At 62.7% G+C, this 18317-nt stretch carries 11 protein-coding genes and 1 tRNA gene; 3 read left to right on the forward strand and 9 right to left on the reverse strand.

Annotation, left to right across the window (positions count from 1 at the left end):
• Positions 1 to 270: 270 nt before the first annotated feature.
• Positions 271 to 2640, reverse strand: a complete 2370-nt coding sequence (locus C7C57_RS10530) for a CapA family protein (protein WP_187976384.1) — start codon at positions 2638 to 2640, stop codon at positions 271 to 273.
• Between the two features lie 693 nt (positions 2641 to 3333).
• On the opposite strand from C7C57_RS10530, the gene C7C57_RS15980 reads away from it, so the two are divergent.
• Both C7C57_RS15980 and C7C57_RS10540 read left to right on the forward strand, forming a co-directional pair.
• A complete protein-coding gene (locus C7C57_RS15980) occupies positions 3334 to 3966 on the forward strand; it encodes a recombinase zinc beta ribbon domain-containing protein (RefSeq protein ID WP_370581452.1) in 633 nt (210 codons plus the stop codon).
• A 223-nt stretch (positions 3967 to 4189) separates the two neighbouring features.
• Complete coding sequence (locus C7C57_RS10540; protein ID WP_187976386.1) at positions 4190 to 7276, forward strand: hypothetical protein; 3087 nt, start codon at positions 4190 to 4192, stop codon at positions 7274 to 7276.
• A 139-nt stretch (positions 7277 to 7415) separates the two neighbouring features.
• Here the strand turns inward: C7C57_RS10540 and C7C57_RS10545 are convergent, their stop codons facing one another.
• The 8 genes from C7C57_RS10545 to C7C57_RS10580 all read right to left on the reverse strand — a co-directional run bounded on the left by C7C57_RS10545 (position 7416) and on the right by C7C57_RS10580 (position 16763).
• Positions 7416 to 9356, reverse strand: a complete 1941-nt coding sequence (locus tag C7C57_RS10545) for an ATP-binding protein (protein ID WP_187976387.1) — start codon at positions 9354 to 9356, stop codon at positions 7416 to 7418.
• Entirely contained in the window at positions 9340 to 10581 is a 1242-nt protein-coding gene (locus C7C57_RS10550) for an SIR2 family protein (RefSeq protein WP_187976388.1), read from the reverse strand. The genes C7C57_RS10545 and C7C57_RS10550 overlap by 17 nt, the downstream gene beginning before the upstream one ends.
• Before the next feature lie 1123 nt (positions 10582 to 11704).
• A tRNA-Pro gene (locus C7C57_RS10555) sits at positions 11705 to 11781 on the reverse strand.
• A 107-nt stretch (positions 11782 to 11888) separates the two neighbouring features.
• Positions 11889 to 12608, reverse strand: a complete 720-nt coding sequence (locus C7C57_RS10560) for a nucleoside/nucleotide kinase family protein (RefSeq protein WP_370581408.1) — start codon at positions 12606 to 12608, stop codon at positions 11889 to 11891.
• 277 nt (positions 12609 to 12885) lie between these two features.
• Positions 12886 to 13866 (reverse strand): acetylxylan esterase, encoded by a 981-nt coding sequence (locus C7C57_RS10565; protein ID WP_187976389.1) that lies wholly within the window; start codon positions 13864 to 13866, stop codon positions 12886 to 12888.
• A 93-nt stretch (positions 13867 to 13959) separates the two neighbouring features.
• Complete coding sequence (locus C7C57_RS10570) at positions 13960 to 14739, reverse strand: SGNH/GDSL hydrolase family protein (protein ID WP_187976390.1); 780 nt, start codon at positions 14737 to 14739, stop codon at positions 13960 to 13962.
• Between the two features lie 257 nt (positions 14740 to 14996).
• Positions 14997 to 15788 carry an SGNH/GDSL hydrolase family protein gene (locus tag C7C57_RS10575; protein ID WP_187976391.1) on the reverse strand — a complete coding sequence of 264 codons (792 nt, stop codon included), beginning with the start codon at positions 15786 to 15788 and terminating at the stop codon, positions 14997 to 14999.
• Between the two features lie 75 nt (positions 15789 to 15863).
• Positions 15864 to 16763, reverse strand: coding sequence for an NUDIX domain-containing protein (locus C7C57_RS10580; protein WP_255505657.1), 900 nt, complete (start codon positions 16761 to 16763; stop codon positions 15864 to 15866).
• A 328-nt stretch (positions 16764 to 17091) separates the two neighbouring features.
• Here C7C57_RS10580 and C7C57_RS10585 point away from each other — a divergent pair, with 328 nt between their 5' ends.
• Complete coding sequence (locus C7C57_RS10585; RefSeq protein ID WP_187976393.1) at positions 17092 to 18267, forward strand: esterase family protein; 1176 nt, start codon at positions 17092 to 17094, stop codon at positions 18265 to 18267.
• Positions 18268 to 18317 lie beyond the last annotated feature (50 nt).

Consider the following 18317-nt stretch of genomic DNA (forward strand, 5'->3'; position numbering starts at 1 on the left):
ACGCCCCTGCCCTGGACGTCCACACGGAGACGCGCGCCCGCTACCCCACGCGCCCACGCGTCATGTTCGATCACGGTGCCCGCTAGCACCGCGGTGATGCCGTCCCGTGACCTCCCCTATGGAGGTCGGCGCATCCGGAATCATCCGCCGAGGGCATGTGGCAAGGTCACGCCCACAGGCTATAGCGTGCACGGTGGCGCCGCGTATCCCCCAAACGTGTTCCGGCACATTCGTGAGTGACAGGACGGATGGGTACGCTGCGGGCCTCGCCTATGTCCGCGGGGCCAATGGCACGGTGATCGCTCCGTCGGTACCGATTGAAACGTGAGAATCAGGGAAATCACGCAGTCCCCGTTCGGTCATGAGGTGCGCGGCCCGACCGCTGGGATCCGGAGTCGGGATGCCGTCCGCCTGCTCGAAACGCACCGAGCGCACCCGTGCCCCCAGCACGGTGCCGTCGGCGTTCAGTCGTACCGAGAGATATCCGCCGAACCGGGTGGAGGGGTCGGTCCCGAACGCTCCCCCACCACCAAAATTACCCAGACTGTAGGCGATGAGCCGCCCGCGATACCACTCCATCCCGCGCAGGATGTGCGGTCCGTGTCCCAGAACCAGGTCGGCTCCGGCGTCGATTGCCGCATGGGCGAAGGCGATCGGGTCGCCGCGGTTCTCCCCAAATATCGTTTCGGTGCCGGGCGTTACCGCGTCCGCCGTCGGCCCCTCGGCCCCCATGTGGGCCTGAACGATCACGACTTCGGCCCGCTCGGCCGCTTTGCGGACAATGGCGCGCACGTGCCGGAGATCCGTCACCCGGTTGAACGTGGAGTAGGGCGCGAACCCGATCATCGCGACGATCAGTTCGCCGACCCTGGTGAAACTGATCTCGTCTCGATCCCCGACGGGGCGGATGCCCACACTCTCCAGGGCCTCGCGGGTCGCATCGTAGCCGCGCTGTCCGAAGTCGCGGCTGTGGTTGTTGGCGAGGTTGAGGTCGGTGAAACCGTGCAGGCTCGCGGCAGCTGCGGGATCGCTGCGAAAGGCGAAGCAGTCGCCCAGCCCCGCGCACTTGTTGGTGCCGTTGTCGGGGGTGAGTGCCTGTTCGAGGTTGCCGGTCACGAGGTCCTCGGTGAACCAGGGACGCACCCGGTCGAAGGTGCCGGCACCCTGATCGGCCGGGATCCCGCGCGATGCGTCATAGAGCAGGATGTCACCGACCGCACCGATGCTCACCTCGCCGGTGCGGTGTGCGGGCCGGTGCGGCATCTCGGATCGGGACGGGACGGGGATCGCCGATGCCGCAGACGCCGTGAGACCGAGTGCCACAAGCAGGAGCACGGCAACGGGCGTGCGCCAGGGCACACGGTACCGCGCCGGGGTACGGCCGCGGGCGGTGTCGGTTGTGGGCCAGGGTACGCGTCGCCGGGATGCGGCGACCCGCGAAGCGGTGATTGAGGCGTCTGGCCGAACCTCTCGGTGAGGTGCCGCGGAGGTCCGAGCAGCGAGGGGCGGGTGCTGGGACGAGCTTCGCCGAGGCGAGTCTCCGGGGAGGGCGGCGGCAGACGTTGCTCCGCGGCGGACCGGAAGATCCAGCAGCCAGGCAAGACGATCCCGGGCGATGAGTCGCGCAATTCCGAGGCTCGCCGCGATGACCGCTGCGGTGATCACCAGCGGCAGGCAGGTCGCCGCCACGAGTTGGACGCCGGTGCCCGCGTCCGAGAGCGGCCCAACAATCAGAGCATCGATGAGGGCGAGGATCGGCATGTGGATCACGTAGATCGGGAGGGTGCGTGCCCCGAGAAAGGCCAGTCCACGGCCGAGGCGAGGGAGGCGTGCGAGCAGGGGCGCGATCGCGAGACCCATCAGGACCCCGATCAGCGCGAGGCCGGGCAGGACTCCGGGAACAGATTCGACGGAGCCCATCCGCACCAGCGCAAACGCCCCCAGATATCCGAGAAGGAGTCCGGCGGCGAGGATGGGACGAGGCCGCGAGGTGAACCGGAGGACGTTTCGCGAGGCGTAGGCTCCGATCAGGAAAAAGAGCAGGTTGGCGATCAGGGATCCGCGGTTGCTGACGATGTCGATCAGCCCCGCGCCCACCGCGATCGAGAGCAGGGCGGCGACGCCGAACGGAATCCAGCGGGGCAGACGTCGCAGGCACTTGGCGATCATGAAGTACAGCGCGAGCGCATAGAGGTACCAGGCGTTGGGCGGGCTGATCGTGATCGCCTCGATAAACTCGGCAATCGAACGCGGCACCAGGGTGGGAAAGTCGGGAAACGCCCACATGGTTGCCATGTGGATCAGCGTCCAGAGCAGGTAAAGATACAGGAATCGCACCACGCGGCCGCGGAATACCGCGCCCCAGGGTCGCGCGAGCGCACTCGCCGCGAAACATCCAGAGATCAGGAAAAACAGCGGCATGCGCACCGGATAGGTAATGTCGGCCGCAATCCCCCAGGCCCCGGCAATCGGTACCGGAATCCGCCAGTCCACCTGCAGGTAGGACTTCACCACCGTGTGCCAAAACACCACCAGAATAATGAGCAGCCCCTTGGCCACATCGGGCCACAGCAGCCGCGGCGTCCCGCCTGCCGTCAAGGCTGCGGGACGGGGACTGAGATCAAGGCCAACAATTCGCATACCTGCGAGCTAAACAGCGGCACCGTTGCCCGCCCGTATGAGGTTTTGGATACAAAAACGACATGTCGTCCTCGCTGTCCGCTTTTACCGCCAAAGTGCCTAATGATTCTTTGTTGAACTCTCATACTCACCGGTGCCGATTCGGGATGTCATGAGGATTCAATGGTTTCTCCTATTGCGACTCCAGAAGTCTGGAACGCAGCTGGTGAACACCAGTATTTGCACCGCGGCTGGCCCTCCACCGGTTGCGAACCAGTATGAGATTCCTTCCCCATATAGGCCACGTCACTGCGCATGTTTCGCAATACGAGGCGGAGATGGTGATTCAACACCACGCACATTCGTGACAGCCGTGGTTCAGCCCGCTCGGGACTCGTATTGAATGGTGATGTTCCCAACCGTGCAGCCCCCGTGTATCGGACCAACCAGAAGAAAGGGAGGCGTTGCATGTTCTATCCGTTGCTCGCGGCCGCTCTCACAATCGCACTCATCGTCGTCATCTCAATCGCGGTGAAACATCGGAGGACAACACGGCGTCGGTTCTCCGAGCAGGCTGCGGCATTTGGGTACCAAATTGAACGGTTGCACAACAACGCGATCGAGGTCAGCAGCAATGTCGATTTTCGCTTTTCTCAGCTTGGGCAACAACACGTTTCCGAGCTTGAAGCTATTCGGAATTGGGCTTCGACCGGGATGCGATGGGAGACGCCATCGAGAGAATTGATCCTCCGGATCGTACAAGACGATCATCTGAACGGCTTCCTGGCGACAAACATCTGCATTCTGGCCCATGACCCGCACACGGGAAAGCCGCATATCACCCAAATTGATCATCTCCTGGTCACCAACCAAACAACGCTGATTATCGAGTCAAAGAATTGGGACGGCCTGCTCATGCCACGCCGGGACGCTGCGCGCTCATCCCGAACACTCCTGGGTGGAATTCTCCGCTGCCATCGTTGTGGTGCACGTCTCGTTGCTGGTGTCACTCGCCACGGGAAACGCATCTACACGTGCCGCACGGCGACCAAGCGATGTCCTGGTCCGAGCATCGCCGCCGACGATCTCGACGCTGAGACCGAGGCTGCTGCCCTAGACACGTTCGCCAACGCCCCACATATCTACGTGACATGCGCACAGGATCTCCTCGCGCGTCCGCACTGCCCGAATCAAGCTCGCTGCACTAGCCGCGAGCTTTGGCGCGGGAAACGTGCACCATGCAGGCTTCCTTTGCCGGCGACGCCCACTCGTGGAGGAACTGGATCGCGCCGGCCGCGATGTCGCCGCACAGACCCGAGTACGGATTCTCATACTCAGTGTTGCTGAGTTCCGCCGGCGCTAGACCCGCCTGGCGTACCGCCGCGCAGCCATCTGCGCACTCGTATCCTTCGACACACCAACAGCTTCCTCGGTCGCCCCTGGCCTACGCGACTCACGCACCCTCAAGCTCTAGACGATCGAGCACAACGAACCCGACTACCCCGTACGCGACAGGCAGCCGCCCAGGCTCTGCTCACGCAATGTCCGTGGATCGCGGGATGATTGGCCCATGACCAGTGCAACAGAACTTGAGCGACGCATCCGGTTTGGGCTGAGCACGCTCACTGAGACCAACTCACACCACGACTTCGAGACCATCAGCTTAGGACTCGCTCGAAAGCGCATCGCTACCAACCTCATGCCAGCAACCGGGCCCGTTGCGGCCGGCGGTGACCAAGGACGTGACGCGGAAAGCTACTGGACCAACCTCACCAATGAGGAGGGGCCGACGTCGCTCTTCATCGTCGGTGCCACAGACGAGAACGTCGTCCTCGCATGCACGACTCAGCAAGCTGACGTCACCACCAAGATCCGGTCCGACATACAGTCGATTTGCGGCCGCGGTGAGACCGTCAATCGCGTCGTCTACTTCACTCTGGCACCCGTCGCCGTCGGGAAGCGCCACGAACTTCAGGAGCAAGCACGCGCTGATCACGACATCGCGCTAGATATCTGGGACTCCCTCGCGATCTCTAAAGAGCTCACCGAGCACGACCTGTACCACCTCGCCGTCGATTATCTCCACCTGCCAGCGGAGCTTGCCCCGGAACGGCCAGCATCTTCTACCCCGCGACCCGAATGGTACGAGAACGACTTGACCCGGTGGCTGGCCCGGACGCTCCCCGCCTCCAGCCTCGGAGACCTCATCGATCTGCGTGGCGGACTCCGATCTGCAAGTACAGACCCGGCGCTCGTGCCTGATCTGCCCGCGTGGCTCGCTTTCGCAGAAACACTTCTTGAGCATGCGGATAGCGACGAAGTAGCTATCCGCGCGGAGTTCGAGATCGCGTGGGCAACGATGCGGGGCACCAAGACGCTACGCCCGGCAGACAGACACGTACGAGCATTCTTCTCGCTTGTCCCCGAGACACTCGATGAACCCGGGATTCTTCGCGACGCGACAATGCTGCTCGATCTCGGCTACGGAGCCATGCTCCGAGGCGTCACGGATATCTCACGCTCCGAGCTAGAGGCCTGGCACCAGGGCCTTGTCAAGAGCATCGACGATCAACTCGCCACGGATCCCTACCCGAACATGCGGGCGCTCCTACTGTCGCAGGAGGCCTACCTAGCGCTGCACCAGAAGTATCCAGCTGACCTGCGTCATGAGGATGGTGAGGTGATTCCGTTCTCCGGAACCAAGGCTGCGCTTCTTGACCGAATCCGATCGGCAGACATGTCCAGCGTCGAACTGATCGACATTGACAAAGGCATGACCGCTCTGCGCGCTCTCGTCGACATCCTCGAAGACACGCCACTGTTCCCGGTCAAAGACACCGCGGAGGTCTTCGGCCTATACACAACAAAGCTGGCGAAGCACCCCCATTACGAGCACGTACGTGACGGTCTCGACGCGGCCATAGAACGGGTAGAGGGCGAAGGAGCGCGTGGCGACCGGGCCCTTGATCGCGCCTTCCAATTCCACAGTGAAGGACAACTCCTCGACGCGCTCCACGAAATTCACGCAGCAAAGATCAACTGGTGGCACGGCGACACCATCGAGGGCGGCATCAACATGCTGCTGCTCGCGGCGAAGATCTACTACCAGCTGAACCTCCCACACGCCGCCAAGCAACACGCGCTCGCCGCCGCTGTCGCAGCCCGCGGCGCAACCGACACTTCGCTGAACCGGTACACGGCAGACGGGCTACTCATCGCGGCCACCTGCGACCACCACGCTGGCCAGTCTCTAACAGCCACACACACGTTCTATCTAGGTGTGCTCGCCCAGCACGCTTACCTCGAAGACCCAATGAGCCTCAGCAGTCATCCAGCGCTGATGAATATGCTGCAAGACCAGTGTCATATTCTCCGCGCTGCCCATACGCTTCGCCCAACCCTAGTGCCGCTACTCGAGTCAACACTCGAGCACTCCGGGCTGATGCCAGTGATCACAGGCATGCTCGACGCTGTCAGCGAACTCCCCACCTCTACGGAGAAGGAAATCGCTGACATCACCGACAGATCCGGGATGGGCCGGCTCTTCAGCGATGTTGGTCCGGTGCGCAAGTATCACTGGAGCGCGCTCGGATTGACCTGGTCGGTTCGATGCCCGAACGCTCGTGAGGCGGTCCTGGTCACTGAACGTTTCATCGCCGCAGCTCAAGTTGTCCTCGCGGACTTCGCTCGATACGATCCACACTTCTTCCGCGGGACTCTGAACATCGAAATCGACGCCGACGCGATCAACGGTCAGGGCGGTGCCGGCTCAATCGAACAAACATCAGATGCATGGAAGCTGCACCTCACCCCCGCTGCTAATTGCGACCTCGAAGCCATACACGTCGAGACCGTCGGCGCCGTCATGCACTTCCTCGTCAGCCAATCCCTGCTCTCGCAACAAGACTTCTCATCCCTCATGGAGACCGTTTTCGCTAGCGGCCTTATGCACAAGTCCGCGATCGTCCGCCCCTACGACGAACTAGCCGACTTCGTCACCGCCGAACAGATCCAAGTCATGTCCGAACGCCCCGAGCTTCCCATCGGCTGGAGCGCCCCAGTCGACCTCGTCAATCCCAGCCCCGAAACGCAATGGCCGAAGAATCTCGCTTCAACTTACGAGAAGAACTGCGAGAAGATCCTTGAGAACATCGCCTACCGCTACAAGACGCTTCCGGCGGTGATCGGGCCAACACTCGCTTCCTTGTTCGCCAACGCGGAGTTTACCCGCACCGCAAGACGCCTCCAGTCGGAAGGGTGGCTCGACTGGCACCTGCTGATCGCCATAGCAAACGTCGTCATCAACCACCGCGCGGCATCGCGAGGAATGACTCTGACTCGGCAGATGACGGACGCCCAACGAGAAGCGTTCATTGCCCTGGCATACGCACCTGCACTCGCCACGGATCCACTGTTGTCACCGGAGAACTTCGATGAAGACACACTCCGACTCCACCTCGCGTCAGCCGCCGCAGCTGGCGTGGCAACCCTTGGCCTAACTATCCATGCGGACGCAATACCGTCGGACTCACTCTTAGAGTTTCTCGGCGAGCGGTATCGCTACTGGGAGGACGACACTCCACACGATCCGCTCATCGCTCAGTCGGATTCGCTCTGCAAACTCACGTTCAATGTCGCGGATGAGAAGGTCCGGTAGGCGTAGCTCACGACTGTCGCGTTGACGACGTCAGTGGTGAACCCGCGTCGATCCTGGACGTCAATAACTTCGACGTTGCCGCCCTTGTCTGCCCACTGCTTCAGGTAGGCGCGGGAGACCATGTGCGCGCGCTTCGCCCTCATGGGGCCTCTACTGCTTCGTCTGGTTGTGGCTGCCATTTGTCATTGAGGGTCATGGTCTTGCTGTTTGGCTCGTACGGGGGCTCGAGCGCCGAGACTGAAACCACAACCGGCACTTGCGTGGAGACTCCTGAGAGTATGCAGGTGCCCGTCGGGAGGATTGGAAGGGATTCGAAGGAAATCTTGTCGAGGTACGAGACGGCCTTTTCGATCGCGTGGATGTCGAGGTTGTTTACAAGGCGGTGGAGGAAGTAGTTGTGGAGTTGCGAAACGATGGTGTCTGAGATGTCGTGAGGTCTTTGGCTCGCGATAGTGAGGAAGACGCCGAATTTTCGTCCCTCTTTGACGATCTCTTCGAAGGTTTCAAGCCGGTAGTCCTTCCAGCTTTCGCTCTCGCGTGCAGAGACTGTCGACAGGATGTTGTGCGCCTCGTCGATGATGATGTTGAGAAAAGTGCCCTTCTCGGCCTTCTTCTTGCGGTCGTAGAGTTGGCGGCACAGCAGCAACGGGATGACCTTCTTCATATCAAGGTTCACGTCCCGGAGCGAGATCACCGTCAAAGGCTGCGTCAGGAGGTCCCCTTCGGAGACCTCGAGGAGTTTCTGAATCGCGGGCATGCGTGTTTCGAGGCGTTTGATAACCGGGCCAAGGTGCTCACGGTTTGCGAAGCCCCGGAACACGTCGCTGTAGTACTGGATGATGAGTTTGAATCTGATCCGGTTCATGTGGTCTACGAGACCGAATGAAAGATCCTGGCGCTTTATCGCCTCTAGCGTCAGTTCCTTGAAGTATTGGTCATGGGCAGGCACGTTAGCGTAGACGTCACCGCGAACGTCATCCCGGTAGTAAAAGGTCTTCCCTACGTTGTGGTATCCGAGTTTGGCGTGCAACTGGTCGGTGTAATCGGCCAGTTCGTGCGGCGCGTTTGGTCCGAGTGCGAGTGCTACTTCTTTGAGGAAATGATTGATCGATGCGCGGTCTTGGGCGGAGTCACCGTTCTTCACAGCGTTGAAGACGATGTAGCCAATTTCATGTTTGAGGGCTTCATCGTCTTGGAGCTTCTCGTCCCAGTAGGTGCTCTCAAGAGTTCGTTGGATAAATGGGGCTTGTGTCTTCTCAGAGGCGTCAAGAAGAACGGTCCAAAAAACTGGATCCTCGGCAGTCTCCTTCGAGATGGGGAGTCGGTCTCCGCCCGTGCCTCCAGTTGAGAGTACGTAATCGCGCTTTAGTACGTTGCCAGTGATGACGGAAGTTGAGCGATGGTCTTCAGTATCTTCCGAGGTGTTGACGTACTCCCCGTTGAAATCGATAAGCACAAATTTCGCATTCTTTTTGAACTGCTCGGAGTACTTGTACTGTTCGAAAAGTTGGTGGTAGACAGATGCGAGTGTATAGGACTTGCCGCTTCCCGTGTTGCCAAAGATTCCGATGTGGCTTGCAAAGACGGCGTCGACGCCGATGTTAACCTGCTGTCCTTTCTCCATCGCGAGGCTCCCGATCGTGAGTGCGACGTCATCGGGGCCGACAAAGCTGTGGATCTCATCGAACTCAGCTTGCGTGAGGAGGAAGCAATCGTTGTTGATCAGAGGGAGTTCTTTGACTCCTCGGCGGAACTTACCCTCTCTGTCGAAGTATCCCAGCAGGCTGACAGTCAGGGTTCGGTCGATGTGTGAACGCTTGCTGCTGTAGAGGGACCGGGGGTCATTGTCCTCGGCAACAGCCTCGCCGTCGACCTTAGCGATGATGTCGTAGAAACCCTTAGCGATCTTTATGTAGCCGCCCACGGACACGTTCCGCAGCGTCTTACCTTGATAGAGAAGGTGGGATCCGTTCTTAGACTTGTCAACACGGATTCGTACAGTTCGACCACTGATCTCAATGACGCTACCGATCCTGAAAACCGAGAGTTCTTGGAGCTCGGCCTCAGTGCTGATCATCATCGAGCTCCAGTGGTTCCGTGAGCTTGAGTCGAACGTCAACGACACTGTCGGGCTTGCGCGGGGCCTTTGGCAATAGCGGTTCGAAGAACGTCTTCGTGATGCTGCTTAGAGTGTAGGTCTCTTGATCTGCCTTCTTAGCTTTCTTGGGCGTGCTGAGCACGAGGATGTTGCCGTTGGCCGCGAGGTCCGCGTTGAGGCGATCTTTGAGGGCTTGTACTTCGTCAGGATGGTAGGCGAAGACGATAATCTGGAGTGTCGGGTTGGTCCGTGCTGCGCGGATGATGAGTTCGCGAATGTGCTCGTCCCGACAGGAGAACCCAATGACGAACAGGACGCTGTTTTCCTTCTCGAGGGTGTTCGAGAAAATGCGGAGCAGATCGTAGTAGTTCTGGTTCAGGACCGTCAGGCCGAATTTGTCCTTGGTGGGGTTCACGATTGCGAGCCGCTCGTACTCCGCCATGAACGCACCCAACACGGCCTCTTCCGACGGTGTCGGCTCGTCCGCGTCCCGTGTTAGCTTGTCGATCTTGGTTTTTTTGTCGACCTCGTAGAGCGCGTCCTTAGCCGTCTGGAGGGTTCCTCGAATAGCGTCGAAGACCTCCGTACTCGGGTTGAAGGTGATGACTTCCTTGGTCTCTTCTCCGAGGTCGATCTTGCGTGCGGCCCAGCTGGTGGATCCGTGCAGCTTAAAGAGGTTGAATGTCGGTACTTCCGCAAGGTTGTCGTACTGGAGACTGCGTCGGGACTTCACAGTTCCGAAATTGCTAGCGCTAAAAATTGGCAGGTAGCGCCCTGAGAAGCCGTCGTTCAGTTCGAGCTGAAGTTCCTCGGCAGCAACCTCGGTCGCGAGGTCAACGTTGGTGGTGAAGATGTTGACCTGTTTATCGAGAATTGAGCTTCGTCGCCGGACGAGAAGCGTGTTTAGGGTGCGGAGGAACCCGCGGTAGGTTTCGAGGATCGGGTCAGCCACGACTGTTTCATTGATCACGCTCGTGTTGGGATCGATGACGCCTTCAAAGAAATAGGCATACACAGAGGCCCGTACTCGATTCAGCGTTGTGGCGGGGATGTCGCCGATCTGCGTGAGATATGTGAGCCAGTCCTCGACAGCACCGAGAGGGGCGAACAGGTCTGCTGATGCGCCAGCGCCGAGAAGGAAGTTGAGGTGCGCATCTTGGACGATGTCCCGCAACTCCTCGACGCTGAGGTGGTTGGTCTGATTCACTTATTTAGTTCCCGTTCTACGCCGTCGTATACCAGCGCGAGGTCGTGGTGCGTGATTCACGATCCGAACTGGGCTAATTCTCATCCAAAGACAAAGGCTAGCTGGTTGATCCGTTTACGTATCTTAGGGTACCGGGAGCCAACAGAAGCGCCATCATTCGAGTGTCGACAAGTTGGCATGAGGGCCAGCTGTCCGGTTGCTGATGCCAAACGTCGAAGTAAAGCACTGTTGCCAAGCCACGGGTGCTGCGATACCCGTGGAAGGTGAAGCAGGGGACACCACTCCGTCGGCGCAAACTTGCGTCCCTCGCTCACTCACGAACCAGCAGTCCGAAGCTCCGCGAGCCGACGAGCAATAATTTCAGCGCATTCCAGAGCGTGAGGAACACCACGAGGCAAATCTCTGTGTTTCAGCCGCGGTCGACCAGCGCGATGAGGCTAACTGCTACCGGTAGGCAGACGCGGCCAGGGAGCATCGCGAAGACACCCCATTTGAGGCCGCATTGGGTGTGTGGTTTGCAGATGAGTGCGTTCGTCAGCATCCATCTACTGAGAAACATGCGAATGTAGATGCTGGCGTTCCAGAGCCTACTTAGGGGAATCTACTGATTCTCAGTTTCCCACGCGGAATTATCGTGGTGTGGCTGGTTCAGATTGTTGTGTGCCCGAAATACCTCCCGAACGGTCTGCCACACTCCAGCTTGTGGGGATCCGCGTGTATTTGGTCCTGGCATCACCAAGATACGGCGAACCTCGGAAAGTGGACGAGTCTCAAGAGAATGAACGCCTATGTCGATAGTGTCCGTCGGCTCCCTCTAGATAGCAGTCATCTCACTGAGGCTGCAGCAGGTGCCAACGCGTTTTTCGACGAACACGAAAACCCCTGTCACGAGAGCCCGTTACCTTCCAGCCAAAAGACGACGGCACCACGACGGCGATGAGGGTGCCAGATCGTGTCCTAAGCAGACTTCTTCTCTCCACCGGGTCCCGGCACGTCGCAACAGCCGCAATTGAAGCAACTCGGATAGCAGAGTACCCGCGGTAAAATGCTTCCATATACCTCTGCTCAGGGGACGACGGAAACGACGAAACCCAGGCGAGAAATCTTCTCACCTGGGTTTCTTTGGTCGGGCTGACAGGATTTGAACCTGCGACCCCTTGACCCCCAGTCAAGTGCGCTACCAAGCTGCGCCACAGCCCGTTGTCGTTTCCGGCAACTCATTTATAGTAGCGCGAAACGGGGGTGAAAGAGAAAACGGGTGGCGGGGTGCGCGTGTCGCCGGGGCGGAGCGGCGTGAGGGGAGCCGTTTAGTCCTGCACCGGCGTGACGATCAGGTCCGCGTTGACCGCGGAGGCCTCGATCAGGCGGGCGTTGGCTTCGTCGCTGCGGAAGACCCATTCGCGGGCGTGCTCGGGGGATTTGCCGTGGGCCTCGTGGCGGGCGACCAGGCGTTCGGTGCGCAGGCCGGTGGGGATTTCCACGTACCACGCGGCGTCGAGGAACTCTCGGGCCGGTGCCCACTCGGGATCATCCAGCAGCAGATAGTTGCCCTCCACGATCAGCAGGGGCGTGACCGGAGACACGGCGAGCGCCGCCGCCACCGGCTCGTGCAGGTCGCGGTCGTAGCTTGGAACGTACACCGTCTCCCGCGCCTCCTGCAGGCGGCCCAGCAGCGCGACGAAACCCGCGGCATCAAACGTGTCCGGGGCACCCTTGCGGTCGGTGCGGCCGAGGTCGGCGAGTACGGCACGCGAGAGGTGATAGCCGTCCATCGGGACCAGCGTCGCCTCCTCCCCCAGCTCGGCGACGATGCGTGCGGCCAGGGTCGACTTTCCGGCCCCCGGCGCACCCGCCATTCCCAGCAGTCGGCGCTCCCCCGGGACGATCAGCGCACGGGCGCGCTCGACCAGCTCATCCAGGCCCGCCTCGATCCGCTCGGGATCACGACCAGGACCGGAGAGGGCTATATCCGCACTCTGCTCCGCGCCCTCCGGCTCCACAACCCGCTCCACGCTCTCTGCACCCACCGGTTACTCCCCGTCGCCGTCACAACCCGGCCGGCCACGCGCGGGCCGGCGGCATCCGCAATGCAGGCGGTACCGTTGCCCCATGCTAGTCCGATCGGGGAGGCCGCGGATCGGCGTGGGCGCGGATTGCAAAAGTGTGCGGCCGGGCCCACTGGACCCGGCCGCACACTGCGTTTATAAACGGCACCGCGGCGAATACGTCGCGAGCAGAAGCGCGCTCACCTCAACCACCGGTAGCCCGGCAACCGAGTTCGCGCGCCGGCAGATCACCAAACGGCTACTCCGCCGCGAACACCTCATCCAGGAAGCCGATTGCCGCACGCGAGGTCAGCGTCTGGCCGCCCTCATGCGAGTTGAACTCCCACTCGATGATCCGCTTCCGGCCCGCATAGCGGTTGTAGGCCGCATAGACGGTTGAGGGCAGGCAGATCGGGTCCATCAGCGAAACCGTCACCAGCGCCGGGGCGCTTGCGCGGCCCACCAGGTTCGAGACGTCAAAGTAGGACAGCACCCCGAACACCTCGGCCGCGTCGCCGCGGTGGATGGCCAGGTACTCGCCAATCTCCCGATACGGCTTCTGCGTGGCCGCGCGCACCGAGCGCGGGAAGTCGGACAGGAACGGCTCCTGGGCGATCACCGCCGCCACATCCGACCGCAGCCCCGACACCGCGAGGGCGAGTCCGCCACCCTGGCTGTGACCCTGCACCGCGATCCGCGAGGAGTCGATCGCCGCCACGCCCAGCGCCACATCGACCGCGCGCACCGCGTCGGTGATCAGGCGGCGATAGTAGTAGTTTTCCGGGTCATCGATGCCGCGGGTCATGTGTCCCGGGACGGTCGGACCCTGGGTCGCGATATCGCCGGTGTCGCCGCGACTCCACGCCGAACCCTGTCCGCGGGTATCCATGTGCAGGTGGGCGAAGCCCGAGCTGGCCCAGAGCAGGTCGTCCTCGGGCTCGCCGCGACCGCCGCCGTACCCGACATAGGTCACCACGGCCGCCAGGTCTCCGGCAGCATCCAGGTCGGTTCCCGCGGGAACGCGCAGCCAGGCCCGCACCTCCTGTCCGTCAAAACCGGCGAAGGTCACGTCATAGACGTCGACCAGGCGTAGCCGCTCGGCCACGCGGACAAACCGGGCGTTCAGCGGATGCGCCGCCGCCTGATCAAGCGTCCGGGTCCAGAAGGACTCCAGATCCTCGGGCGCGGTGGCAACCCCCTGGTACCCGCGTACCCACTCGATATCCGGTTCAACCAGCATTCGTTCCTCTTTTCATCGGGGATTCCTCGCCGATCGTACCGGGGAGAGTCGATCGGCTGCCATGTCCCGCGTCACAGTGCGAGACATGGAAAACTACGACGCCTGGACGATGGGGTCCGGGATGATCACCGGGGCCAGCGTCGCAAACTTGGGTGGACGCCCATCCCCCGAGCTGCGTCCGGTGAGTCGGCGTCCGACCCACGGCAGTACGTGCTCGCGGTAGTAGGCCCGGTCGCGCCCCCGCGCGCCCGAATCCGGCATCGCCGCGGTCTCGGACACGGCCCACTCGACCGGCACCGGGACGCCCAGCGTGGTCAGCACGTTGGCGGCCACGCGGATGTGACCGATCGTGTTCAGGTGCAGGTTATCCGCCGACCAGAATCGGCCCTGGGCGAGCACCGCATCCGACCAGTTATCCACGTAGGTCATGCCCGCGGGCAGCCGGTGCAGCACCGCGGCGGCCAGCTCGTCTCCGCGGCCCGATACCAGTCGGCCCATCGGAATATGTCCGCTGGGGTTTCCCCCGCTCACCACGATGACCCGGGCACCGCCGGAGCCCAGGCGTTCGGCGGCCTCAACCAGGCGGGCGGCCACCGCGTCGATCGAGACGCGCGGACGCATGATGTCGTTACCCGCGCCGTTGAAGGTCACCAGCTCGGCCCCCAGCGCGAGCGCCGGTTCCACCTGCTCGGCGATGATCGGTTCCAACTTCTTGCCGCGGATCGCCAGGTTCGCGTAGCGGATGGGAGAACCGGCGTTTCGGCCCAGCGCCAGGGCGACCAGGTCGGTCCAGCCGCGCACGCTGCCGTCGGGCAGCGGATCGCCCAGGCCCTCGCTGAAGCTATCGCCCACCGCGACATAGCTGGAATACATCAACGCTCCTCCGCGACGCCCTCCGGGACGTCTCAAAAATCCTCTCACAGCCGCCCGCAGAACGCCGCACCATCGGGGAAACTCCTACCGGTGGTCACCCGCACCGCACCGCCCCGCACCCATTTGGCCTCACCGGAAAAGGCAGGGCAGGGCGGGGCGGGGCACGGCACGGCTCGGCACGACAGGCCAGGACAGATAACAACAAGCTACGCGGCGCAGCACCGCGCGGCTCTACACCGCCCGGCCCAGCCACGAACCTACGACAGTGCCAGCCGCGTGGGCCGCTCGGGCCCGGGAATCTGCACCGTCTCCAGCAGCGGCAGCTTGGCGCTCTTGCCGTCCCCGGCGCTCCGCCCGGTCACCCGGCGCACCACCCAGGGCAGCACGTGCTCCAGATAGTAGGCACGGTCGCGCCTGCGCGCACCCCGGTCGGGCCAGCGAGCCACCTCATCCACCGCCCACTCCACCGGGACCGGGACGTTCAGCGCCGAAAGTACCGTGGCCGCGACCCGGGTGTGCCCCAGGGTATTGAGGTGCAGGTTATCGTCGGCCCAGTAGCGTCCCTCACTGAGGGCCGGATCGGACCAGTTATCGATCAGGGTCACGCCCTCGGGCACCCGCGAGCGAATCTCCGCCGCCACCGCATGACCCCGCGACGAGAGCAGCGCCCCCAGCGGCAGATGCTGGCCGGGGTTCGGCTGACACACCAGCAGCACGTGAGATCCGGCATCCCGCAGGCGTTCGGCCGCGTCGATCATCAGCTTCGCGGTGCGCGCGATCGACACCCGCACCCGCATGATGTCGTTGCCGCCACCGTTCAGGCTCACCAGCTCGGGACGCATCCGCACGGTGGGCTCGACCTGTTCGGTGAGGATGCCGCCCACCTTCTTGCCACGGATCGCCAGGTTCGCATAGCGAATCGGAGCCCCCGCGGCCTGTCCGAGACCCAGGGCAACCAGATCGGCCCAGCCTCGAATCAGCCCACCCGGCAGCTCATCCCCCATGCCCTCGGTAAAGGAATCGCCCAGCGCGACATAGCTACCAAACATGCGAGATTATCCTTTCCCCGGGGTCGAGACACTTCGCGATGATCCTCTCACGGACCGGCGGAAAAAGCCCCGAACCTAGTCCGAGAGCGCGTCGATTCGATCCCAGAGCCAGCGGGATCCGAGGATCCGAGATCCCTTGGCCTCGACCCGCTCCCGCAGGCCGCGATCGCTGGTGATCGTCCACACCGTATGCGGCGGGGTGCGCTGGGCCAGTTCGCGCACCACGTGCACAATCGTCTCGTCGCCCTCGCCCGGAGCCCGCACGACGGTGAGTTCGGGAACCTGAGCGTCGCGGATCTCGGCACCCCGGGCCGCGCCCTCCAGGACAACGCGGAAACGCGGCCACCAGTGCGAGTGCCCGAGGCCCAGCGCGTCGGCAGGGATCCCCTCCTCGGCCAGGCGTTCCAGCGCCAGCAGCAGCCGGTCGGCAGCCCCGGCGCGATCGTTCCACCAGCCATCCGGGCGCGCACCGATCACATTGGCGGCGTCCACCACGATCGTCTCCGAACGCTCCAGCTCCGCCCGCAGCGCCGGCCAGGACTGCTCGAATCCGGGGTGCAGCGGCAGGGTGTCGACCTCGTCCAGCGGAACCCAGCGCAGCTCGAGGCTCTCGGGATCGGTAATCTCCGGCTCGAAGGGGATGGTCACGTCCCCCACCACGGTGGTATACGACCAGAAGCCCAGATCCAGGACCGCACTGAAGCGCGGGCGGACGGCGCCATCGGGCACCCCGGCCTCCTCGGCCGCCTCGCGGAACGCCCCATCCACGGCGCTCTCCCCGCGATGACGCGCACCCCCGGGCAGCGCCCAGGTGCCACCGAAGTGGCTCCACTCGACCCGGTGCTGCAGGAGGACCCCGCGGACGCGGTCGAAGGCCAGCAGGCCCGAGGCACCGTAGGTTCCCCAGAATTGACGGCCATCGGGCGCGTAGACCCAGGCGTCGCCGCTGTCGGAGGGATCGGGATGAGAGTTCACAGGACCGGACACCCCTCCAGCTTGTCACGTTGACGGATGGTATGCACCCCCGATTTCCCCACATGACGATGGTTATTTGCGCGCCGTGATCCGCCCTTTTGTGGGCGGCCCGCCGAAGAACAGCCGGTGAATTCCTGAAAAACACCCGCGAATTCTTGAGGAGTCCCGCGAAAACACGCCATCCACCGTAAATATCAGCCTCTGAGACGATTCCCCCTCCCCCGCTGGGACCTAAAATCAAGGCTGACGTATACACAGCACTTTGCCGGTTGTCGCCGGCAGCGGCGGTTCCGTTCCCCGGAACGAGATCGCGCACCTGGAGGCCACAATGAATCCCGACAAACCCATCGACATCCCCCCGTCGCTCGAGAACGGTGCCGCCGGCACCGACCTGCTCGCCACCTACTGGCCGAGCATCATCGGGCTGGCGATCGCGGTTGTCCTGATCGGTCTGTGGATTTGGCGCGCCCGCCGTGACCCCAAGCGTCGTACCCGCCGTGTGCGTCGTGGATTCCTCTGGTGGACCCCGATCACCATCGTGCTGATCGGCTCCCTGGCACTGGGGGTCAACGCCTGGGTCGGCTATCTGCCCTCGGTGTCCTCGGTGCAGCGCTGGCTGAGCGATACCCCACAGAAACCCCACGTCGTCTCCAATAAGAAGCCCGTGCAGGGATCCGGCACCACCACGCTGCCCACCTCCGAGCGTCGGGTCACCACCTCCACCACCGGATACTCTTTCCTGGCCACCATCCCCTCCACCGCCAAGGACGTCCCGAGCTCCGGTGCCTGGGTGTACCTCCCGCCGGACTATGACAAGCCTGGCAACGACCGCCGCTACCCGGTGATCTACGCGATGCACGGCTCTCCCGGCAGCGCCGCCGACTGGTTTGCCGGCGGCCGGATCGATGTGACCCTGGAAGAGCTGATGAAGTCCGGGCAGTTCCCGCACGCCATCGTGGTTGCCCCCGACCTCAATGCCGGGCCCGAACGCCGCACCACCGAACCGCTCAACTTCCCCGGCGGCCCGCAGATCGAGGACTACATGGTCAAGGACGTGGTGGGCTGGGCCGATAAGACCCTGCGCACCGAGCCCGAGGCCAAAAAGCGCATCATTGCCGGGATGTCCTCCGGCGGGTTCACCTCGTTGGTGTTTGCGCTGCGCTACCCCGAGGAATTTGGGTCAGCCATCTCGCTACTTCCCTACGCCAAGCCGTATTCCAAGGGCATCGTGGGTAACCCCGAGGCCATGCGGATCAACACCCCCACGCACCTCCTGCGTGAGTTGCCACGCGGAACCGGCCAAACATTCTTCATCGGTCAGGATGATGGGGAGTCGCTGCGCGCGGCCGAGATCATCAACCGCGACCTGCGCGAGCACGGCCTCACCACCACGCTGCGCACCTACCCGGGTCTCGAACACAACTGGACCGCGGCCCGCACCATGATGCCCTACGGCCTGGTGTGGACCGCCCAGCAGCTCGGCTGGGACAAGCCCAACAGCTAGCGCCGGCACACAAAACGCCCGTTGCCTCCTCGCGGAGACAACGGGCGTTT

Source organism: Mycetocola sp. JXN-3 (assembly GCF_014522285.1).
GTDB lineage: Bacteria > Actinomycetota > Actinomycetes > Actinomycetales > Microbacteriaceae > Mycetocola > Mycetocola saprophilus.